The 20,987-nt window shown below is 70.3% G+C and carries 22 protein-coding genes and 1 other RNA gene; 17 read left to right on the top strand and 6 right to left on the bottom strand.

Annotated features, from left to right (window positions below; translation table 11 throughout):
- Window positions 1-11 precede the first annotated feature (11 nt).
- Window positions 12-269 (bottom strand): DUF3040 domain-containing protein, encoded by a 258-nt coding sequence (locus ABZS40_RS06960; RefSeq protein ID WP_091409372.1) that lies wholly within the window; start codon window positions 267-269, stop codon window positions 12-14.
- A 431-nt stretch (window positions 270-700) separates the two neighbouring features.
- On the opposite strand from ABZS40_RS06960, the gene ABZS40_RS06965 reads away from it, so the two are divergent.
- The 5 genes from ABZS40_RS06965 to ABZS40_RS06985 are packed head-to-tail and all read left to right on the top strand — an operon-like array spanning window position 701 to window position 6,953.
- The gene (locus tag ABZS40_RS06965; protein WP_354942424.1) at window positions 701-2,782 is read left to right on the top strand and encodes a DUF1800 family protein; all 2,082 of its coding nucleotides are present in this window, start codon (window positions 701-703) and stop codon (window positions 2,780-2,782) included.
- Between the two features lie 8 nt (window positions 2,783-2,790).
- Window positions 2,791-4,173 (top strand): DUF1501 domain-containing protein, encoded by a 1,383-nt coding sequence (locus ABZS40_RS06970; protein WP_354942425.1) that lies wholly within the window; start codon window positions 2,791-2,793, stop codon window positions 4,171-4,173.
- A complete protein-coding gene (locus ABZS40_RS06975; protein ID WP_354942426.1) occupies window positions 4,170-5,588 on the top strand; it encodes a ferredoxin reductase family protein in 1,419 nt (472 codons plus the stop codon). Before ABZS40_RS06970 ends, ABZS40_RS06975 begins: the two co-directional genes overlap by 4 nt.
- A 14-nt stretch (window positions 5,589-5,602) precedes the next feature.
- Complete coding sequence (locus ABZS40_RS06980; protein ID WP_354942427.1) at window positions 5,603-6,181, top strand: FMN-binding protein; 579 nt, start codon at window positions 5,603-5,605, stop codon at window positions 6,179-6,181.
- Window positions 6,182-6,230: 49 nt separating this feature from the next.
- Window positions 6,231-6,953 (top strand): FAD:protein FMN transferase, encoded by a 723-nt coding sequence (locus ABZS40_RS06985; RefSeq protein WP_354942585.1) that lies wholly within the window; start codon window positions 6,231-6,233, stop codon window positions 6,951-6,953.
- Between the two features lie 393 nt (window positions 6,954-7,346).
- On the opposite strand, the gene ABZS40_RS06990 is transcribed toward ABZS40_RS06985, so the two are convergent.
- Window positions 7,347-8,018 carry a bifunctional DNA primase/polymerase gene (locus ABZS40_RS06990; RefSeq protein ID WP_091409390.1) on the bottom strand — a complete coding sequence of 224 codons (672 nt, stop codon included), beginning with the start codon at window positions 8,016-8,018 and terminating at the stop codon, window positions 7,347-7,349.
- A gap of 248 nt (window positions 8,019-8,266) precedes the next feature.
- Between ABZS40_RS06990 and ABZS40_RS06995 the strand changes: the two genes are divergently transcribed.
- The 7 genes from ABZS40_RS06995 (at window position 8,267) to mctP (ending at window position 14,993) form a co-directional block, all read left to right on the top strand.
- The gene (locus ABZS40_RS06995; protein WP_354942428.1) at window positions 8,267-9,496 is read left to right on the top strand and encodes a helix-turn-helix domain-containing protein; all 1,230 of its coding nucleotides are present in this window, start codon (window positions 8,267-8,269) and stop codon (window positions 9,494-9,496) included.
- 16 nt (window positions 9,497-9,512) lie between these two features.
- Entirely contained in the window at window positions 9,513-10,085 is a 573-nt protein-coding gene (locus ABZS40_RS07000; protein ID WP_354942429.1) for a flavoprotein, read from the top strand.
- Window positions 10,086-10,167: 82 nt separating this feature from the next.
- Window positions 10,168-11,040 (top strand): Nif3-like dinuclear metal center hexameric protein, encoded by an 873-nt coding sequence (locus ABZS40_RS07005; RefSeq protein WP_354942430.1) that lies wholly within the window; start codon window positions 10,168-10,170, stop codon window positions 11,038-11,040.
- A complete protein-coding gene (locus ABZS40_RS07010) occupies window positions 11,030-11,767 on the top strand; it encodes a C4-type zinc ribbon domain-containing protein (RefSeq protein ID WP_354942431.1) in 738 nt (245 codons plus the stop codon). The genes ABZS40_RS07005 and ABZS40_RS07010 overlap by 11 nt, the downstream gene beginning before the upstream one ends.
- Before the next feature lie 3 nt (window positions 11,768-11,770).
- Window positions 11,771-12,949 (top strand): bifunctional RNase H/acid phosphatase, encoded by a 1,179-nt coding sequence (locus ABZS40_RS07015; RefSeq protein ID WP_354942432.1) that lies wholly within the window; start codon window positions 11,771-11,773, stop codon window positions 12,947-12,949.
- Window positions 12,950-13,101: 152 nt separating this feature from the next.
- Window positions 13,102-13,344, top strand: a complete 243-nt coding sequence (locus tag ABZS40_RS07020; RefSeq protein WP_354942433.1) for a DUF3311 domain-containing protein — start codon at window positions 13,102-13,104, stop codon at window positions 13,342-13,344.
- Window positions 13,344-14,993 carry a monocarboxylate uptake permease MctP gene (mctP, locus tag ABZS40_RS07025; RefSeq protein ID WP_354942434.1) on the top strand — a complete coding sequence of 550 codons (1,650 nt, stop codon included), beginning with the start codon at window positions 13,344-13,346 and terminating at the stop codon, window positions 14,991-14,993. The genes ABZS40_RS07020 and mctP overlap by 1 nt, the downstream gene beginning before the upstream one ends.
- Before the next feature lie 278 nt (window positions 14,994-15,271).
- Here the strand turns inward: mctP and ABZS40_RS07030 are convergent, their stop codons facing one another.
- Window positions 15,272-15,733 (bottom strand): MarR family transcriptional regulator, encoded by a 462-nt coding sequence (locus tag ABZS40_RS07030; protein ID WP_112582618.1) that lies wholly within the window; start codon window positions 15,731-15,733, stop codon window positions 15,272-15,274.
- A 54-nt stretch (window positions 15,734-15,787) separates the two neighbouring features.
- Between ABZS40_RS07030 and ABZS40_RS07035 the strand changes: the two genes are divergently transcribed.
- Window positions 15,788-17,011, top strand: coding sequence for an MFS transporter (locus ABZS40_RS07035; protein WP_354942435.1), 1,224 nt, complete (start codon window positions 15,788-15,790; stop codon window positions 17,009-17,011).
- A gap of 16 nt (window positions 17,012-17,027) precedes the next feature.
- Here ABZS40_RS07035 and ABZS40_RS07040 read toward each other — a convergent pair whose 3' ends face one another.
- Window positions 17,028-17,789: a sulfite exporter TauE/SafE family protein gene (locus tag ABZS40_RS07040; protein WP_354942436.1), complete on the bottom strand. Its 762-nt coding sequence runs from the start codon at window positions 17,787-17,789 to the stop codon at window positions 17,028-17,030.
- Between the two features lie 127 nt (window positions 17,790-17,916).
- On the opposite strand from ABZS40_RS07040, the gene rnpB reads away from it, so the two are divergent.
- Window positions 17,917-18,332: RNase P RNA component class A (gene rnpB / locus ABZS40_RS07045), an RNA gene on the top strand.
- A gap of 100 nt (window positions 18,333-18,432) precedes the next feature.
- Here the strand turns inward: rnpB and ABZS40_RS07050 are convergent.
- Window positions 18,433-18,825, bottom strand: coding sequence for a hypothetical protein (locus tag ABZS40_RS07050; RefSeq protein ID WP_354942437.1), 393 nt, complete (start codon window positions 18,823-18,825; stop codon window positions 18,433-18,435).
- 197 nt (window positions 18,826-19,022) lie between these two features.
- Between ABZS40_RS07050 and ABZS40_RS07055 the strand changes: the two genes are divergently transcribed.
- Entirely contained in the window at window positions 19,023-19,652 is a 630-nt protein-coding gene (locus tag ABZS40_RS07055; protein ID WP_354942438.1) for a hypothetical protein, read from the top strand.
- 85 nt (window positions 19,653-19,737) lie between these two features.
- Window positions 19,738-19,881 carry an alpha/beta hydrolase gene (locus ABZS40_RS07060; protein WP_354942439.1) on the top strand — a complete coding sequence of 48 codons (144 nt, stop codon included), beginning with the start codon at window positions 19,738-19,740 and terminating at the stop codon, window positions 19,879-19,881.
- Here the strand turns inward: ABZS40_RS07060 and ABZS40_RS07065 are convergent.
- A complete protein-coding gene (locus ABZS40_RS07065; protein WP_354942440.1) occupies window positions 19,856-20,338 on the bottom strand; it encodes a hypothetical protein in 483 nt (160 codons plus the stop codon). The two genes, ABZS40_RS07060 and ABZS40_RS07065, sit on opposite strands and share 26 nt — an antisense overlap.
- Before the next feature lie 230 nt (window positions 20,339-20,568).
- Between ABZS40_RS07065 and ABZS40_RS07070 the strand changes: the two genes are divergently transcribed.
- Entirely contained in the window at window positions 20,569-20,964 is a 396-nt protein-coding gene (locus tag ABZS40_RS07070; protein WP_354942441.1) for a hypothetical protein, read from the top strand.
- The last annotated feature ends 23 nt before the right edge of the window (window positions 20,965-20,987 follow it).

Genomic DNA, 20,987 nt, shown 5'->3' on the forward strand with positions numbered 1-20,987 from the left:
CTGTTGAACAGTCACGTCCAGCGGCGGCGGAACCGCCACATGATCGCGGCGTTGGCCACCAGCACCACCGCGCAGATCGCGCCGGTGAGTCGACCGGCGAACACTGCTATCGCCGGCAGTGACGCCCACAGCACGATGGTCAACAACATCAGGTAGCGGCCCCTGCGGGCCCGGGCCCTGTGGTCCAGCCGGTTGAAGAAGGCCGGGTCACTTTCCCGGAGCTGACGGGTGATCTGGTCGAATCTGCGCTGATCCTCTTTGCTGAGCATGGCGCTGCCTTCCCCTCACGCGTTCAGCGGTTCGGCGGCATACCCGCTGCGATGGCGGCTCACGCTCGCCCGCTGCTGCTACTTTTCCTCCACGCGAGCGCGCTTCACGTCCGGCTTACCTGAACCTTAAGTTTGCCTTTGGTGGTGAACGGCGCCGAAACTGTCGCGTACGGGGGCGAGGTCCGATCCGTGCTCGGCTGCCGCGCGTACGCCCTGCTGGGAAGGTCTGCCGGTGGGCCCGTTTCTCCGCGCGCCGCCGCTGTCGCGCTGAACGCTGTCTTAAGTGCCCTCACGAGTGGGTTCCGGCCACCTTGAAGGGGCCTGGGGCCTTGGTTACCTTGCCGTAGCAACCCCCTCAGGCAACAGTCGCCGCACCTGCCGCACCTGCCCGGTAGCAGCTTTCGGCGCTCATCAGAAATCGGGATTGGTACATGGCCGACCAGAATGTGCCACCACGCCGACCGCGGGACGACCGCGGTTGGGACGGACATCAGCACCCCAGCGCTGACGGCTACGGCGACCCCCACACGCCCGCGCCCTACGGCTACGACTCGCCCCACCCCTACCAGGGCGGCTACGCCGCGCAGGCCGACCCGCGTGAGCAGTACGCCGGGCAGCCGGCGCCCGCCCCGCGCGGTCCGCAGTGGGTCGGCCCGGAGGGCCTTGGCCGCCCGGCCCCGGCGCGCCCGGCCGGCACCGGACTGCCCACCCTCGACGATGACAACGAGCCGGGTCGCAAGGTCGGCCGACGGAAGGCGATGGTGGCCCTCGGCGGCACCGCCGCTGTCGTCGCCGGCGGCGCGGCGCTCGCCATGACCCCGCAGATCCGTGGCCTCTTCGGCGACGAGGCGGCGGCCGGCGACGCGACCGGCAGCACGGTGACCGACGGCACCGCGGCGCGGCCCAGCGGCCAGCAGCCCAGCACCGTGCGTACCTACACCGAGCAGAACGAAAGCTACATGGGCTCCCGCGCCGGTGAGGCGCTGAAGAAGAACGCGCCGGCCAGCGGGCGGACCTTCTCCGGCCCGGCCGCCGCCGCGGCGGCGACCAACGTGACAGTGAAGACGGTGCTGGCCAAGGACCCGATCCTGCACCTGGCCCGACGCGCCACCTTCGGCGTGACGCCAGCGGTGGTCGCCGACATCAAGCGCGAGGGCATGGACGCCTGGATCCGCGCCCAGCTGGCCCCGGAGAAGCTGGAGCCGAGCAAGGGCGAGCTGAAGCTCGCCGAGCTGCCGACCCAGAAGCTCTCCGTGCAGCAGCTGCGTGACCAGCGGGACAAGCTCAACGAGCAGGACGCCCAGCCGGAGCGGGAGATGGTCGACGCCACCATCGCCCGGCAGATCTGGTCCAAGCGCCAACTGTTCGAGGTGATGGTCGACTTCTGGAACGACTTCCTGCACGTCGCCGCGGACTTCGACGGCGGCGAGGTGTACCGCAGCTCGTTCGACCAGGACGTCGTGCGCAAGCACGCGCTGGGCAGCTACCCGGAGATGCTGGTCGCCGCGAACAAGCACCCGGCGCTGCTGATCTACCTGAACCAGAAGGACTCCCGCAAGGACGCGATCAACGAGAACCTCGCCCGGGAGAACCTCGAGCTCTACTCGGTCGGCGTCGACGGCGGCTACAAGGAGCCGGACGTCCGGCAGGCCGCCATGTTGCAGACCGGCCGCGGTGTCGACGACAAGGGCAAGTACGTCTTCCGCCCCGAGCAGCACTACGTCGGCAAGGTGAAGATCCTCGGCTTCACCCACGCGAACAACTCGGCCGACCCGAAGAAGGCCGAAGCGGCGATCGACGCGTACATCACCTACATCGCGACGCACCCGTCGACAGCGAAGTACGTGGCGCAGAGCCTGGCCACCCGGTTCGTCTCGGACACCCCGCCGAAGTCCCTCGTGGACCGGCTGGCCAAGACGTACACGACCAACAAGGGCATGATCAAGCCGGTCCTGATGACGCTGTTCTGCTCCTCGGAGTTCTGGGCCGGTGTGGGCCAGAAGGTGCGCCGGCCGATGGAGTACCTGGTCGCCACGTACCGCACCCTGGGCGTCTCGCCGGAGGCGTCGCCGAAGCACAACAACGGCGACAGCAAGCGCACCGCGTACGCCCGGGGACTGCGCCAGATCCACGACAAGATGCGCGAGCTGGGCCAGTCCCCGATGGGTCATCCGACCCCGGACGGCTACCCGGACGTCTACGTCGCCTGGACCTCGGCCGGCACGATGGTCAACGGCTGGAACGAGGCGGGCGAGATTCTCGCCGGCTACCGGACCACCTTCACGTACAACGCGCCGGAGAAGTTGGTCGCCAAGCCGCCGGCGACGGCCGGGGCGTACGTGGACGCGCTGTCCCAGCGGCTGGTGGGCCAGAAGCTGAGCACGCGGGAGAAGAACCTCATCCTCGGCGTGGCCGGTGTGGTGGCGACCACCAAGGTCGACGCCACGTTCAACGGGGCCATCACCGCCGTCGCGCGGGCGATCCTCGCTTCCCCCCAGCACCACCTCCGGTGAGGCACCCGATGGAGAAGACTGTGTACAACTCTTTCCCCCTGCACCCCGAATGCCCCGACGTGCAACGGCTGGCCGACAACCCGGCCGAGGCGTTGCTGCGCGCCGAGGCGGACATCGTCGCCGCCGAGAACGCCGCCGAGTTCGACAGGTACCGCACCCTGGAGAACCTGGAGGAGGCCCAGCAGGACGGTCGCGGCGTGACCCGGCGGACCTTCGTCGCCGGTGCCGCGGCCACCGCCACCGCGCTGGCCACCGCCCAGTTCGTCACCACCTCGGCGTCGTTCGCGGCGACCAAGACCGGCACCCTGATCCACGTCTTCCTCTACGGCGGGCTGGACGGCCTGAGCCTGATCGCGCCGGACAACGACGCGGTGCTCAACAAGGCCCGGCCCGACCTGCTGCTCGGCAACGACTCGCTGGCCCTGGGCCGCGGCTTCAAGCTGACCAGCGCGTTCAAGCCGCTGGAGAAGTGGCTCTCGGCCGGTCAGCTGGGCTTCATCCCGGCGGTCTCCGACGAGCGCCTGTCCCGCAGCCACTTCCAGGCCGCTGACGCCTGCAACCTGGGTGGGCTGCCCAACGAGACCGGCGGCCGGGGTTGGCTCGACGGTCTGGTCGACAACCTGGGCAAGGGCACCGCGTTCCGCAGCGTCGGCATCGGCAGCACGCTGCCCCGCTCGCTTGTCGGCAACAACGGCGCGCTGTCGCTGAACAACGTCGGCTCCCTGCGGCTCAACGGTGACGAGCGGTTCCGGGCCGCCACCGAGAAGGCCATCAAGGGGCTCTTCACCGGGATCAACCACCCGGTCGAGGAGGCCGTGCAGGAGGGCATGGGCGCGCTGGCCACCGCCCAGAAGCTCGCCGCCAAGCCGTACCAGCCCGCCGAGGGCGTCAAGTACGAGGGCGTCGGCAACGCGTTCCAGCAACTCGCCCAGCTGATCAAGGGTGGCGCCAACGTGCGGGTCGCCACCGTCGGCATGGGTGGCTACGACACCCACGAGAACCAGGGCACCCGCGAGGGCGGCCAGCTGCACGGCCGGCTGAACGAGCTGGCCAGCGCCATGGCCGCCTTCTTCACCGACCTCGGCCCGAAGGCCGCCGACGTGACGATCATGGTGTCCAGCGAGTTCGGCCGTCGGGTCGGCTCCAACAACAACGGCACCGACCACGGGCACGGCGGCGTGGTCACCCTGCTGTCCGGCAAGAAGCTGGCCGGTTCGCTGCTCGGCACCTGGAACGGCCTGGACAAGCTGGACTCCGGTGACGTGCCGGAGTACAACAACATGTTCAACGTCTACGGCGCGGTGGCGCAGGGCCGGTTCGGGCTCACCAACGCGGAGGTCGACAAGGTCTTCCCCCGCCAGAAGTACGCCCCGATGAAGCTGTACGCGTGACGCATTCGCACACCCACGCCGCCGGCCGTCGTACCGGGACCTCGTCCCGGCACGGCGGCCGGTCGGCTGCGCCCGTACCCTCGCAGAGCCCGGCCCGACGCGGACCCGGCGGCCGACGGCTGCTGGGCGTGCTGCTCCTGGTCGGCCTGCTCGCCAGCGTGCTGCCGTGGTGGCTGGGCACCCCCGCCGGATCGTTGCGGAGCACAGCCGCCACAGTCACCGCGGCCGGCCGGATCACCGGCCTGATCGCCGGCTACCTGCTGCTGGTGCAGGTGCTGATGATGAGTCGACTGCCGGTGCTGGAACGGTGGATCGGCGGCGAGCACATGGCCCGCTGGCACCGGGACGTCGGCGCCACACTGCTGGTCACCGTGCTGGCGCACATGTCGCTGATCCTGGTCGGCTACGCCGACCTGCGTAACCAGTCGATCCTCGCCGAGGTCGGCACGTTGCTCGGCGACTACGAGGACATGCTCTCGGCGTTCGTCGCCGCCGGCATCATGGTGCTCGTCGGGTTCAGCAGCGTCCGGGCGATCCGGCGGGCACTGCCCTACGAGCTGTGGCACCTGCTGCACCTGTCCAGCTACCTGATCCTGCTGCTCGGCTTCGGCCACCAGTTCACCCACGGCGCGCAGCTCTACAAGCCCGGCCCGGTGCGCACCGGCTGGATCGCGCTCTACCTGCTGGTGATCGCCGCCCTGCTCTGGGGCCGCGTGATCGCGCCGCTGGCGTTCAACCTGCGCTACAAGCTGCGGGTCGCCGACGTGGTCGCCGAGAGCACCGACACCATCTCCATCTACCTCACCGGGGAGCGGCTCGGCCGGCTGGCGATGCTCGGCGGCCAACACTTCCGCTGGCGGTTCCTCACCAGGGGCTGCTGGTGGCAGTCGCACCCGTTCTCCGTCTCCGCCGCCGCCAACGGCCGCTGGCTGCGGGTCACCGTCAAGGTGGTCGGCACCCACACCGCCGACCTGCGTGACCTCGACCCGGGAACCCGGGTCTGGGCCGAAGGCCCGTCGGGCACCTTCACCGCCGCGCACCGGCTGCGCGAGCGGGCGCTGCTGATCGCCGGCGGCAGCGGCATCACGCCGATCCGGGCGATGCTGGAGGAGTTGCCGCCGGGCGCCGCGCTGATCTACCGGGCCCGCACGCCGGCTGACGTGCTACTCAGCCGCGAGTTGGACTGGCTGGCACAGGAACGCGACACCTCCCTCTGGTACGTCATCGGCTCCCGCGACGACCCCGGCCCCCGCCAGCTGATGAGCCCGGACGGGCTGCGGCAACTGGTGCCCGACGTGGCCCGACGCGACGTCTACCTGTGCGGGCCGCCCGGTTTGGTGGAACAGTCGGTGCGTGCGCTGCGGCGGGCCGGTGTGCCCCGGCGGCAGATCCACCTGGCCACGTTCGAGCTGTAGGAAAGGGCATCCCCATGCGTCGCGCGCTCCTCGCGATCACCGGTCTGGCCGCCAGCACCACCGCGCTGGTGGTGTTCAAGGGCTCGCCGGGCACCACCCAGGTCGCCCAGAACCTGCCGACCGCCCAGCCGGTCAACCCCACCCCGCAGGATGTCGAGCCGAGCGCCGACCCGTCGGGCGTGGCACCGAAGCCGTCGAAGACCACCGACGCGCCCACGTCGCCCAAACCCACGAAGAGCACCGCCCGCCCGTCCGGCACCCGCACCACCACGAAGGCCGCACCCCGGACCACCACCAAGGCACCCCAGTCGACCACCCGCCGGGTCACCGGCAACGGCTTCGAGAACGAGTACGGGTACGTGCAGGTGCAGATCGTCGTCTCGGGTAGCCGGATCGTCGAGGCCGTCGCGCTGTCGCTGCCCAGCGGGGGTGAATCCGACATCCACAGCGGCGACGTCCGCAACCGCTACGACGGCGGCGGCGGCGAGGTGGTGCAGAAGCAGAACGCGAACCTCAACACCGTCTCCGGGGCCACCGAGACCAGCAACTCCTACAAGCAGTCGCTGCGGTCCGCCATCGAGCAGGCTTTCTGACGTGCGGGCCACGCTGACCCGGCCCGGGCTGTGCCGGGTCGAACAGATCATGGGTACGGCCATCACCCTGGACCTCGCCGACGACCTGCCACCGGCGACGCTGCGTGAGTTGGCGGATGAGGTCTTCGCCTGGATGCGCGAGGTGGACGCCCGGTTCAGCACCTACCAGTCGGACAGCGAGGTGTGCCGCTTCGACCGGGGTGAGGTGCTGCTCTCGGAGGCGTCCGCGGACCTGCGGTACGTGCTGGAGACCTGCGCCGACCTGTGGGGCGCCACCGACGGGTTCTTCGACGCGTACGCCACCGGTCGGCTCGACCCGTCCGGCTTCGTCAAGGGCTGGGCGGCTCAGGTCGCCTCGGACCGCCTCGTCGCCGCCGGTGCCGTCAACCACTGCGTGAACGCCGGTGGCGACGTCCGGGTGCGGGGCCTGTCGCCGTCCGGGGAACCGTGGCGCATCGGCATCCGGCACCCGTGGGACGCGATGGCGGCCTGCCTGGTGCTCAGCGGGACCGACCTGGCGGTGGCCACGTCCGGCGTGTACGAGCGGGGGCGGCACGTGCTGGACCCGCGCCGGGGCGCACCGGCCAGTGGGCTGCGTTCGGTGACGGTGGTCGGCACCGACCTCGGGGTGGCCGACGCGTACGCCACCGCCGCCCTCGCCATGGGCACCCCCGGCCTGAACTGGCTGGCCCGCCTGGACGACCACACCCACGCGGCGATAACCGACAACGCCCGCCAGTACCACTCCGCACATCTCCCCCTGACCGACTAGCCCCCCGCGCGCCCCTCTAGCTCCCCGCGATCTTGCAGTTTCGGTTGCTTATCTGTCCCGTTACGTGGAGATTGTCGGGACAGTAAGTGCAAGATCGCCGAGAGCGGGGCCGGTCCGCGCGGCCGGCTAGCGGAGGGGGCGGTGGGTGCCGGCTGGGCGGGAGCCGGTGGGGCGTGGGCGGCCGGGGCGGGAGCCGGACGGTCGGGTGCCGGCCCAGCGGCGCCCTGGGTGGCTGCGCCGGGGCGGCTCGGTGCCGCCGGGGTGAGGCGCTCTGTCGTTGCTGGACATCGTTCCCCCGTTCGTGGCGCGCGTTCGCGCTCTTGTCCTGTCAACGAGGACCGGTGTCCCGGCGACGCTGTCGGGCACCGGATCGAATCGTCGACCGGGCCGGAATCACATGCCTCGTCGGGGCAGCGGCAGGTGGCCGGGGAGCAGGTCGGGTGCGAGCGTCACCCCGGCGGCGCGCAGCGCCCCGATCAACGTGTTCTGCACGAGGTACGAATCCGGAAGCTGCCAGCGCGCCTGTTCCGGGGCGACCGCCCAGCGGACCGTGCCCTCCGGCAGCCGGGTGGGTGGCGCGGGGATCCACGAGCCCGGCCCGTGCCGGACCACGTGGAAGCAGTGCTCCAACTCCGGCCGGAGCGGATCGCCGGGGCGGACCAGGAACATCCAGCGCCCGGTGGGCGTGACCAGGACCGGTCCGCGTACGCCGGTGCCGGCCGGGTGGATCTGGACCGCGTCGAGCACGTGCCGGCCGAGGTGGGCGGGCACCTCCAGCACGTCGAAGGCCCGGCCGGTGGGCAACAGCACCCCGTGCGGTCGGCTCCGCCACCAGGTCGCCACCCGGGCCGGGTCGGCGCTGGCGGCCAGCTCCCAGTTCTCCAGGGCGGGGTGGCAGCCCACTGTGGGACAGCCGGCCCGGCCGCAGACGAAGCGGCTGCGGGCCAGGCAGGCGCCCGGGGTGACCTCCCAGCCGTGTACGGCGTACCGGATGGCGACCCGGCGCAGCCGGACCCGTTCCAGCGGCGACAGTTCGGCAACGCGCGGTACGACATTCCCCCACATGTGTGCCAACTCCTCTCGTCGGGCCCGGCCTTCGCCAGGTCGCATGTCGAGCACCGTCACTGCCGTAACCCACGATCGTTGAGGTTGACGAACGGCTCGTGCAACTTGCACGAAAAGTACGAGGACTAGCTGTACGGCTGACGTACATCCTGTGCGACCAGCGAAAACCTGAAAGTGAACGGCAGTCGCCGCACCCGCGGACATCGCTCCGACTCGATTGGTCGTCGGTGGCAGGGGAGGATGGGGAGATGGACGAGCTACCCATAGGACGGCGAGTTGCCTACTGGCGGGGGCGACGCAAGATGTCGCAGCAGGTCTTCGCGGACCGGCTGGGCAAGTCCAAGAGCTGGGTGGACAAGGTCGAACGTGGCGTCCGGCGGTTGGACAAGTTCTCCGTCCTCTACGAGATCGCCGACATCCTCCAGATGGACGTCCAGTTGCTGATGGGCAAGGACCCGGAGCGGCGCGCCGACGCCCTCAACTGCATCGACCAGGTCGAGGTGCAGGAGATCCGGGCGGCGCTGGAACGCTACGACTCGATGAGCGCGTACTTCGACGCGGCACCGTACCCGCCGCCGATGGACGACATGCGCAAGGCCGTCAACCACGCCTGGCTCACCTACCAGTACGGCCGCTACGGGATGCTCACCCGGGCGCTGCCGAAGCTGCTGCGCGACGCCCAGGCCGGCGACGCCGCCTACGGCGGTGAGCAGGCCGCCGAGGCGGCCCACCTGCTCGGCCAGGTCTACCAGATCGCCTCCTCGGTGCTGCGCAAGCTCGGCGAGTGCGAGCTCGCCTGGTTGGCCGCCGACCGGTCGATGGCGGTGGCCCAGCGGGCCGACGACCCGCTGCTGGCCGGGATCGCCACCACCCGGGTGTGCAACGCCCTGGTCGCGATGGGCCGGGCCCGGCCCGCGCTGGAGCTGAACGTCCAGATCGCCAACCGGCTGGCACCGGGTGGCAGCAACGAGGTCTCCCCGGCCCGCCTCTCGGTCTACGGGATGCTGCTGCTCCAGGGCGCGATGGCCGCGTCCCGCATCGGCGACTCGGCCAGCGTCGACGACCTGATCAACTGCGCGCAGGAGGCCGCCACCCTGCTCGGCGGCGACCACAACCACTACTGGACGTCGTTCGGCCCGACCAACGTCGAGTTGCACCGGGCCGCCGCCGCTGTGGAGCTGGGCGACGGGGGGCGGGCCGTGGAGGTGCACCAGCTGCGCATCGCGGAGCCCTCCTTCAACGCGCTGCTGCCCGAGCGCCGCGCCCACCACCTGCTCGACATCGCCCGCGGGTACGCCCAGATAGGTGACGTGGCGAACGCCGGCGAGATGCTGCTGCTCGGTGATCGGCTCGCCCCGTCGGAGATCCGCTGCCGGCCGATCGCGCACGAGGTGATGTCCGACATCCTCCGTCGCACACGTGGTGCGCCGCCTTCTCCGGTAGCGGAGTTGGCTGAGCACATGGGAGTAGGGGTATGAGCGCGGAGCCGGTCTGATGGCCGGTGCAGCGCACAACAGCGGGCACCGTGAGGTGCTCTACGTCATCGCCTGCGGCTCGCCGCTGGCCCGGCACGTCGGTCGTCTGGTCGACCTCGCCCAACAGGACGGTTGGGACGTCTGCGTGGTCACCACGCCGGACGGCGCGAAGTTCGTCGACCAGTCGGCCCTGATTCGGCAGACCGGCCACCCGGTGCGGACGCACTACAAGAATCCCGGTGACCCGGACGTGCTGCCGCCCGCCGACGCCATGATCGTTTGTCCGGCCACCGTCAACACTGTCAACAAGTGGGCCGCCGGGATCACCGACACCCTGGCGCTCGGGCTGTTGCTCGAGGCCCAGGGCAAGGGCGTCCCCATCGTGGCGGTGCCGTACACCAACGCGGCGATGGCCTGCCACCCGGCGTTTCGTGCCGGGGTGGCCCGGTTGGTCGAGTGGGGCGTCACTGTGCTCTTCGGCGACGACGTGATCGCTCTGCACCCGCCCGGAACGGGGGAACAGCACCTGCACGCCTTCCCCTGGGCGATGCCGCTTGCCGCATTGCAGACCGTCTCCTGGAGCGCCGCCTAGCGCGTCCGGCAGATCTTCCACCAGACGCGGCCGGGCCGGGTGTCACCGCCCGGTGGCCCCGACGCCGGTAAGCTGGCCCGCCGTGAGCACAAGCGGATCCGCCCCCACAGTCAGCGACGTGGTGGCCGCGCTGGAACGGCGCTTTCCGCCGGTCTGGGCGGAGGAGTGGGACCGGGTGGGCCTGGTGCTCGGTGAGCCGGCCGCCCCGGTCCGCCGGGTTCTCTGCGTGGTCGACGTGGTGCCCGAGACGGTCGACGAAGCCCTCGCTGCCGACGCGGACATGATCGTCGCGCATCACCCGCTGCTGCTGCGCGGGGTGTCCTCGGTCGCCGCGACGACCTTCAAGGGGCGGATCATCCACAAGTTGATCCGGGCCGGGGTGGCGCTCTACGCGGCGCACACCAACGCCGACGTGGCCTCCCCGGGCGTCTCCGACGCCCTCGCCGCCCGCTTCGGGCTCACCGGTCTGCGCCCGCTTCAACGACCCGCGCCCGGCTCGCCCGCCCACGGCGACGACAGGGGTTTCGGCCGGATCGGCGAGCTGCCCCAGCCGATGACCCTCGCCGAGCTGACCCGGCACGCCGCCGCGGTGCTCCCCGTCACGTCCTGGGGAGTTCGCGCGGCGGGGGATCCCGGGCGTATGGTTCGTACCCTCGCCGTCAGCGGCGGGTCGGGGGACAGCTTCCTCGGCGCCGCGACCGCCGCCGGGGTGGACGCGTTCCTCACCGCCGACCTGCGGCACCACCCGGCCGGCGAGCACCTCGCCGCCGATGGTCCCGCCCTGATCGACGCCGCCCACTGGGCGACCGAACGACCGTGGCTGGACGACCTGGCAGCCCTCCTCCGGGAGGCGCTGGACGTCGAGACGCTGGTGTCCGACCTGGACACCGACCCGTGGACCGTGCACGCCGCCGCACCCGTTGTGGACGACAAGGAGCCCGACCGTGAAGGCTGACCCTCAGGTGCAGCGCCGCCTGCTCGACCTCCAGGCGATCGACACCAACCTCGCCCAGCTCGCCCACCGCAGGCGTTCGCTTGCCGAGCGGGCCGAGCTGGAGTCGCTGGCTCGGGAGCTGTCCTCGATGGAGGACGAGCGGGTCCGCGCCCAGGTGGCGGTCGACGACCTGGACCGGGACATCGCCCGGTTGGAGAAGGACGTCGAGCAGGTCCGGGCCCGCAAGGAGAAGGACGAGAACCGGCTGGCCGCCGGCACCGGGCCGGCCCGCGAGCTGGAGGCGCTCCAGCACGAGCTGGTCTCGCTCAAGCGCCGCCAGGGCGACCTGGAGGACGCCGAGCTGGAGCTGATGGAGCAGCGGGAGACCGCGCAGGGCGTACTGGACGGCGTGGAGCAGCGGCTGGCCGAGACCCGGGACAAGCGGGCCGCGACCGAGCAGCGCCGCGACGAGGCGCTGGCCGAGATCGCCAAGGAGGAGGAGTTCAAGCGGGGCGCCCGTCAGCCGCTCGCCGGCGACCTCCCCAGTGAGCTGGTCACCCTCTACAACAAGATCCGCGAGGACACCGGGTTGGGCGCCGCGCTGCTCACCGGGGGCCGCTGCGGCGGGTGCCGCCTGGACCTGTCCGGTGCCGACCTGGCCCGGATCCGCAAGGCCGCCCCCGACGACGTGATCCGCTGCGAGGACTGCCGACGGATCATGGTTCGTACCAACGAGTCGGGCCTGTAGGTCGTGGCGCCGCGCGTGGTCTCCATGGAGGCCGACGGTGGTTCTCGGGGCAACCCCGGCCCCGCCGGCTTCGGCGCGGTGGTCCGCGACCCGGAGACCGGCGAGGTGCTCGCCGAGCGCTCCGAGTCGCTCGGTACGGCCACCAACAACGTCGCCGAGTACCAGGGCCTGATCGCCGGGCTGACCGCCGCCGCCGAGTTGGGCGCCGCCGAGGTGGACGTCCGGATGGACTCCAAGCTGGTGGTCGAGCAGATGTGCGGCCGGTGGCAGATCAAGCACCCCGGCCTGCGGCCCCTCGCCGCCCAGGCCGCCGCGCTGGTGGGCCGGTTCACAGCGGTCCGGTTCAGCTGGATTCCGCGCGAGCAGAACCGGCACGCCGACGCCCTCGCCAACGCTGCCATGGACGCCGCTGCGGGTCGCCCCCCGGCGACTGCGGCGCCTGCCCGTCCTGCGACGGCGGTAACCACCGGCCAGCCCTCGACGACGCCCGCCACCCCGATCGTCGGCAGCGACCCGGCGACCGCGCCGGCCTCCTGGGAGCCACGGCCGAGCTTCACCGCCACCCGACTCATCCTGGTCCGGCACGGCGAGACCGAGTACACCGAGCAGGGGCGCTACTCCGGGCGCGGCGACGTGCCGCTCTCCGAGCGTGGCCGGGCCCAGGCCCGCGCCACCGGCACCCGGGTGGCCGAGCTGGCCCCGTCCGTCGCGGCCGTGCTCAGCTCACCGTTGTCCCGGTGTACGGCCACCGCGGCGTCGGTCGCCGAAGCGCTCGGCGGCGACGTGCCGGTGCGCACCGAGGACGACCTGATCGAGTGCGACTTCGGCCAGTGGGAGGGACGCACCTTCGCCGAGGTGCGCCAGCAGTGGCCGGGGGAGATGGACGCCTGGCTCGCCTCACCCCGGATCGCGCCGCCGGGCGGGGAGTCGTTCACCCACGTCGCCGAACGCGCGCACCGCGTCATCAGCGGGCTGCTGACCGCGTACCCCGGGGAGACAGTGGTGGTCGTCTCGCACGTCTCGCCGATCAAGCTGGTGCTGCGCGACGCCCTCGCGGCCGGCGACGGCTTCCTGCACCGGCTCTTCCTGGACGCGGCCGGCATCTCGGTGCTGGACCTGTGGCCCGACGGCGGCGTGGCAGTGCGCACTGTCAACGACACCGCCCACCTCGCCGCTCTCTGAGTCGATTTACTCCGGCCGGTCGGGCGCGCCGTTCGGCGCAGCCGACCGGCCGTTCGGCGCAGCACCCTCCGGACGGGTCAGGTGACCGCCATCACAGAGTCGTAGCCTCCGGCCGTTACATCGAGAGCCACGACTCCCCGGAGGTGTGTCAGATGGCTGCACCCGAACCGGAGGCGCCGCCCACGGCGCCGACCAGGGCGAAGGACCACAGCCCCTGGAACTGGTTGCTCTTCATCCCCATCGTGGTGCCGCTGATCCCGGCGTTCTTCAATGGCGACTCGCCCCGGGTCTTCGGCTTCCCGCGCTTCTACTGGCTGCAACTGGCCTTCATCCTGCTTGGCGTCGGCACCACGACGCTGGTCTACCAGATGACGAAGAAGCGGGGTGATTCCTGATGTGGCGCGACCATCTCACCGAGATCATCGTCTTTTCCCTGCTGTTCCTCCTGGTCAGCGCGATGGGCTTCGTGGCTGCCCGGTGGCGGGCACCGAAGGACATGGCGCACCTGGACGAGTGGGGGCTGGGCGGGCGCAGCTTCGGCGGCTGGATCACCTGGTTCCTGATCGGCGGTGACCTCTACACCGCGTACACCTTCGTGGCGGTGCCGGCGTTGATGTTCGGTGCCGGCGCGGCCGGGTTCTTCGCCGTGCCCTACACCATCGTCATCTACCCGCTGGTCTTCCTGGTGCTGGTGCGGCTCTGGTCGGTGTCACACCGGCACGGGTTCGTCACGCCGGCCGACTTCGTCCGCAACCGGTTCGACTCGCCGGTGCTGGCGCTGCTGATCGCGATCACCGGCATCGTCGCCACCATGCCGTACATCGCGTTGCAGCTGATCGGCATCGAGGCGGTGCTCAAGACGATGGGCGTCACCGGCGACAACGTGCTGGCCCGACACCTGCCGATCATCATCGCGTTCGCCATCCTGGCCGCCTACACGTACCAGTCGGGGTTGCGCGCGCCCGCGCTGATCGCATTCGTCAAGGACATCCTGATCTACATCGTGATCCTGGTGGCGATCATCTACCTGCCGTACAAGCTGGGCGGCTGGGGTGACATCTTCGCCGCCGCGGACGCGAAGTTCGACGCCTCGCCCAACCCCAACGACGGCGTCCTGCTCAACGGCAACAACCAGCTCCAGTACGTGACGCTGGCGCTCGGCTCGGCGTTGGCGCTCTTCCTCTACCCGCACAGCATCACCGGTGTGCTGGCCAGCAGGAACCGCGACGTTATCAAGCGGAACATGTCGGCGCTGCCCGCGTACAGCCTGCTGCTCGGGTTGATCGCACTGCTCGGCTACATGGCCATCGCAGCCGGCGTGAAACCGCTGCCCGGTGCTTCGGCCGGCAGTGTGGACAACAACACCGTCGTGCCGTTGCTGTTCGACCAGCAGTTCCCGGACTGGTTCGCCGGTGTCGCGTACGCGGCCATCGGCATCGGCGCGCTGGTGCCCGCGGCGATCATGTCGATCGCGGCGGCGAACCTGTTCACCCGCAACATCTACAAGGAGTACCTGAAGCGGGACGCCTCCCCGGCCCAGGAAGCGAACGTCTCGAAGATCACCTCGTTGGTGGTGAAGGTCGGCGCGGTGGCCTGCATCGTCTTCCTCGACCCGCAGTTCTCCATCGACCTCCAGCTGATCGGTGGCGTGATCATCCTGCAGACGCTGCCGGCGGTGGCGCTGGGCCTCTACACCCGTTGGTTCCACCGCACCGGCCTGATCGTCGGCTGGGTGGCCGGCATGGGCTTGGGCATGTGGATGCTCTACCAGGTGGCCAGCCCGACCCGGAAGCACTTCGGCGGCTCGGCGTTCCCGCTGTCGGAGTTCGGGTTCGACACCACCAAGACGATCTACGTCGGCATCGTGGCAGTGGCGGTCAACCTGGCCGTGGCGGCGCTGGTGACGCTCGCGCTGCGGGCCGCGAAGGTCGAGGAAGGAGTCGACGGCACCACGCCGAACGACTACTTCGCCGACGAGGGCGACCCCCGCATCACCCCGGGCCCCGACCGCGACGCCGACTCGGCCCGCGAACCGGTCGCCTGACGACTGATACGCCCGGGTGCCGACGTGGGTCGGTGCCCGGGCGTACCTGTCCCGCGCGCTCCCCCGCGCCCCGCGTCCTCGGCCCGCGTCCTCGCGCCCTCGCGCCCCGCGTTCTCGCGCCCCGCGCTTCCCGCGTCGATCTTGCAGTTATGGTGCCCGGCAGGTGGTGATTCAGGCCGTTTGTCCCCCACCATAAGTGCAAGATCGACGGAGCTGGGCCGGGGGGAGCGGGGCGGGGCGGAGCGGGGTGGGGTGCGGTGGGAGTGGGCGGGGCGGGGTTAGCGGGGGCGGTTGCGGTTTATCAGGGCCTGGTTTAGGCGGCCCAGTAGGGCTGCCAGGGTGGAGCGGTCCTCGGGGCTCCAGTCGGCCAGCATGTCGCCGTAGAGCCGGGTGCGGGCGGCCTGGACGGCGGCCATCCGTTGCAGACCGGCCGGAGTGGGGGAGATGACAGTGCCGCGACCGTCGGACGGGTCCGGGGTGCGGGTGATGAGGCCGTCGCGCTGGAGCGCTGACACCTGCCGGGTGACTGTCGAGCCGTCCAGGTTGAGTCGGGCGGCGAGCGCCGAGACGTTCTGCGGGCCGGCATCGGCCAGGTGGCGCAGGATGACGTACGCCGCGCGGTCCAGCACCCGGTGCTCGGCGGTGCCGGTGGCCCGCCGGGTGGCCTCGCCGAAGCGCATCAGCAGGGCCACCTCGGTTTCGATCCGGCCGAGGGTGCTCTCGTCGTGGTCGTCGCTCATAGCTGTATGATACAGAATAAGTACCTGTACGATACAGCTATTTGAGGAGTCGGAGTGGATCGGCGTTCCGAACCGAACCGCAGTGCCATCTACGCCACCACACTGGTGGCCTTCCTCGCCATCGCCGGCATCGCCGTCGTCGACCCGATCCTGCCTGCCATCGGCGAGGCGATCGGGGTCACCGCCTGGCAGGTCGAGCTGCTGTTCACCGCGTACATCGCGGTCATGGCCCTTGGCATGATCCCGGCGACCCTCGCGAGCGGCCGGTTCGGCTTCAAGCCGGTGCTCATCACCGGCGTCTCAGTGGTCGGCCTCGCCGCGATCCTCGCCTCGTTCAGCGACAACATCGTGCAGCTATCCGTGCTGCGCGGCGTCTGGGGGTTGGGCAACGCGATGTTCTTCGCCACCGCCATGGTGGTCCTGGTCAACCTGGCAATCGACCGGGAATGGGTGGTGGGCCTCTTCGAGACCGCCCTCGGCCTCGGCTTCGCCGTCGGACCGCTGATCGGTGGCCTGCTCGGGCAGGTTTGTTGGCGGCTGCCGTTCTTCGTCTGCGGCGTCTTCATGGTCCTCGCCCTCGGCGTGGCCTCCCGCGAACTGCGCGAGCCCACCAACCGCCAGGCCCCGGTACGCGTCGGCCAGATCTTCGCCACCTACCGCCGGCCGGCGTTCATCGCCCTCTGCGTGGTCACCGCCGCGTACAACTTCGTGTTCTTCGTGGTGCTCGGCTACACGCCGCTCTTCCTCGGCCTGGACGTCATCCCGCTGGGGCTCGCCTTCACCGGCTGGGGTCTCGGCCTGGCCGCCGGCATCATGGTGATCGGTCACCGGCTGGCCCACCGCATCGGCGCGGTACAGACCGTCGGCGTGGCCATCGCCGGGCTGCTGGTCTGCATGGTCCTCTTCGCCACCTCCAGCAGCACCGCCGAGGCGCTCGTGGTGCTGGTGCTCGCCGGACTGTGCATGGGGCTGGCCAACGCCAACCTCACCGACCTGGCGCTCGGCCTCGGCTCCAGCGACCGGAGGGTCGCCACCGGCGCGTTCAACCTGGTCCGCTGGGGCGCCGCAGCGCCGGCACCGATCATCTCCGGCAAGCTCGCCGAGCAGTCGCTGGCGCTGCCGTTCTGGGTCGGCTTCGGGGTGCTCGCCGTCGGCGTGCTCGTCTACCTGGCCTTCGCGCACCTGATGGCCGCCGGCTACGGCGAGCGGGTCCTCTGGTCCCGCTGGAACCGCGCCGCCGCCGACACCGAACACGAGCCCGTCGGCGAGACCTATTGACCGCCCGTCAGGCGGTTCAGTGCAGGGCGCGCGAGAGCAGGTAGAGGCCGATCGTCGTACCGAACACCACGATCACCGTCTTGAGCACCACCGGCGGCAGCCGGCGGACGAGCCGGGCGCCCGCGTACCCCCCAATGAGGGTGGCCGGCGCGACCACCGCGACCGCCGCCCAGTTCAAGGGGCCGAACAGGGCGAACACCACGAGCGTCGTGAACCCCACCACCGCCGACAGCAGATTCTTGATCGCGCTCACCCGGGCCAGTGTCGCGTCCAGCACCAGGGCCAGCCCGGCAACCAGCATCACCCCGAGCGCCGCACCGAAGTAACCGCCGTACACCGCGCCGAGCGCGACCATCGTCTGCACCGCGACCGTCCGCTTGCGCGGCGACAGGTCCCGGGGGTGACCGACCAGCCGGCGCAGCGGGTCTTGGAAGGCCAGGACCGCTGTCGCGCCGAGGACCAGAAAGGGTACGACCAGCTCGAACGCGCGGGCCGGAGTGGCCAGCAGCAGCAACGCCCCGACAATCGTGCCGACGATGGTGGTGGGCACCAGCGTGGCCAGCGCGCGGGGACGCGGCAGGTCCTGGCGGCTGCCCGCCACGCTGGCCAGGTACCCGGGGAACACGGCGACGGAGTTGCTGACGTTCGCCGGCACCGGGGGCAAACCGATCGCGATCATCGCCGGAAAGGTGATCAACGAACCGCCACCGGCCACCGCGTTGACAGTGCCAGCGGCGAGACCGGCGGCGAGCAGCAGCGCGGCGTGGGAGAGATCCATAGCCCCACGAGGCTAGCCGTCGCCTTCTGAGTTGGCTTCGCGGGATCGCCCGTGAGCAGCGCGATCTTGCCCGGGCGGGGCGGCAATACCGGCAGCATGCTCGTCGTTAGGATGAGAGCGCGACGGACGAGTCGACCGGGCGGCCGCGTCGGCGGGCTTCGGCCTGCCGCCGAGGAACGTCCGGACTCCACAGGGCAGGGTGGTTGTTAACGGCAACCCGGGGCGACCCGCGGGACAGTGCCACAGAAAACAGACCGCCGACCCCAACGGGGACGGTAAGGGTGAAACGGTGGGGTAAGAGCCCACCAGCACCCCGGGCGACCGGGGTGGCTAGGTAAACCCCACCCGGAGCAAGGCCAAGCAAGGGCCGTCACCGCAAGATGACGACCCGGCGCAGACGCTTGAGGGCTGCCCGCCCGATGTCTGCGGGTAGGCCGCTGGAGCCTGCCGGCAACGGCAGGCCGAGATGGATGGCCGCCGCCGGCGCAAACCTTTCGGGGTACGCGCCGCGCACAGAATCCGGCGTACAGGTCGACTCGTCCGTCGCCCACCAGCTGGGAGTCTCGATCAAGGCTCTGAGCTGGTTCTGTGCTTGGGTGTCGATGCCGTTACGTCAACGCGCAGCAGCGATCCGGCATGGCCATCACTTCAACTCGTGCCACTCTCCTGCCCGACCAGGATCGCCCGTGTGGACGAACTCCTCGACAACCAGCCAGGCGCGTTCGAGGTTGAGAACGAAGTCCGCGGTGAACTCGACCGGGTCGTCCAGCACCAGTACTTCCGCATTCGCGTCCGCACGCTCATCGGCGGCCAGGAGGGACATGGCGTCCTCGTCCGTCACCAGATGGACGACCGCCGCAGAGCCCGCGAACCCGAGCGTCAGCACAGGGAACACGGCGCCGGCCCGTACTTCGAGGTAACCGCGCCCCTGGGCACGCAGTTTATCGAACCGCTCGATGAGGCCACCGAAGCCCGACCGCTCCACCGAAGCGAACTTCCCTGACGTCTGAGACGTGGCACTCCACGAAATGTTCACCCGGCAACCTCCTCGACGATCACGAGGCTATGGCTTCGGAGCACTCCCATCCCCAGCGCAAGATCAGACCGGCGCGTCCTGGCATTGCTTCCGCGCCCCGGTGAGGCGGTGGCAAGTCAGTCCCGGGGTTGGACTGGCGCGGCAGGCGGTAGCCCCAAGTTCGACGGCGGCTCTACCTGACCGCCAGACTCGTCCGGGTGGAATTCGTTGAGTTGGGTGTGGTCGCTGCCCCGTCCGGTGTCCTGGTTCTCGCGATGGTTGGGCACCTCGACTACATCTGGCCGAGCATCGGCGAGCGGCTTTCCGACCGTGCGGCGGCGGTTGCTGCCACTGGTGGTGGCCATATCCAGGAGTGGCTGTTCGAGGCGATCGCCTTACCCGTCAACGCCGACCGTCGCCTTCCGGTGCTGGCGGCTACCCAGCCGTCGCCGTTCTTCGGCGAGACCGTCATCACGATGCTTGAGGTTCGTCTGGGTGGAGAAGGTGCCGGCCGGTTGCTCGGTGACCTACCGGCCGACAGGTGCGGCATGGTCCTGGGCGACGCCGTCGCGCTCGATTCGTGGGCCGGCCCGTCCGCGGAGCCAGGTACCGACTACGACAACTTCCGCCGGTTGGCTGCGGACCATCCGCTGCGCGTCGGACCGGTCGAGGTTGCGGGCTGCCCCGTCCTCGGGATTGGCTGGAACGAGGGTGACCACTCGATGCGGCATCGGGGAGAGCGGGCGGCGGGTCACGTCTACCCTGTGACGATCACCAGTGACCACTCGTCCGGGGCAGTTCTGCGATGGGAAGTTGACCCCACCGATGTGCGACCTGAGACGGACTGACGACGGCGTGCGCCTCTGACGCCCTAGCGAAGCCCTGAATGAGTATCTGGGCAAACCCGTCGGCGTTGGTCGTCGCTGGCTGCTGTTGGTTAACGCGCGAGACTGGGGCTCGGAACTGTTCGACGCGGGCGCGGTAGGGCACCTGGACTCCAAGACCGGGTTCGGCGCGTGGTCCGAGGGCCTGGATCTGCTCCGATCGTTGGCTACCGAGGCGCGGCACGCGGCATGATCTGCTGCTCCCCGGTGTTGGCCATCGAGTGCAACATTCCGGCGGCGAGCGGGATGAGCCGTGCAAGGCCGGGTTGTTTGTTGCGCCGGGCCAGTTCGGGGCCGAGCTTGGTCATCAGCTGGGTCAGCGCCGGCAGGGGACGGACGAAGAGCGTGATCTCGGCGATCAGGCCGTCCGCATCCAGACGGAGGCGCTGGGCTTCATACAGGCGTCGGCCACCGACATGGGCTTCGTAGAACAGCGCCACGGTGCGGCCCTCGGCGACCTGGTCGGTGTAGGTGATGCCGTCGATCGCGGCCAGGGCCACCTCGAGCAGGTTGCGTACCTGGAAGGCGAACTGCTCGGTGATCGGCGAGAGCAGTGTGACCTCGGGGCTGAGAGCGGCGACCGCTGCGTTGGCGTCACCCGCCTCGCCAGCGGCACGCCATGCGGCGACGGCGTGATGCGGCTGATTCACCGGTACCCCTTTCGGGTCGTGGCCGGGCTTCGACGCCGAGCGTGACGCTGACCGGGTGGTTCTACGACTCGACCTATCGAGTATCACCGCCGATGACGGCGGACGGATCCCTCCATCGGACCAACGGTTTTCCCCGGCGGGGTGAACTCCGCCGACCCCGCGTGGCGCAACCACTACGAGTACGCTGTCGCGGTTGCCTGAGCACGTCGGAGGACGCGGTGAGTTGGGACGTGCTCGTCTTCGCCGCCCCGCCCCATACCAGGTCGGTTGACCAGCTTCCGCAGGACTTCGATCCGCCGCCCCTGGGCACCGGACCGGACATCAGGCGATGTCTACGGGAGAACTTCCCGGACCTCGACCTCGCGGATCCTGCGTGGGGGCAGATGGTCGGCCCGACGTGGAGCATCGAGTTCAACATCGGGTCGGACGATCCCGTGGATTCGATCATGTTGCACGTACGCGGCGGCGGCGACGACGTCCTGGCCGTTGTCGCGCGGATCGTCGCCGCGACGGGTGGTCGCGCCCTCGACATCTCGACAGGCGAATTCCTGACCGGCGATGCCACTCAAACCGCTGGCTGGCTCGGCTTCCAGCAGTACCGAGACCAGATCTTCCGTCACAGCTGACGTCTGTCGCCGGCTGGTATCGC

The organism is Micromonospora sp. NPDC005324 (genome assembly GCF_040607155.1).
GTDB lineage: Bacteria > Actinomycetota > Actinomycetes > Mycobacteriales > Micromonosporaceae > Micromonospora > Micromonospora trifolii.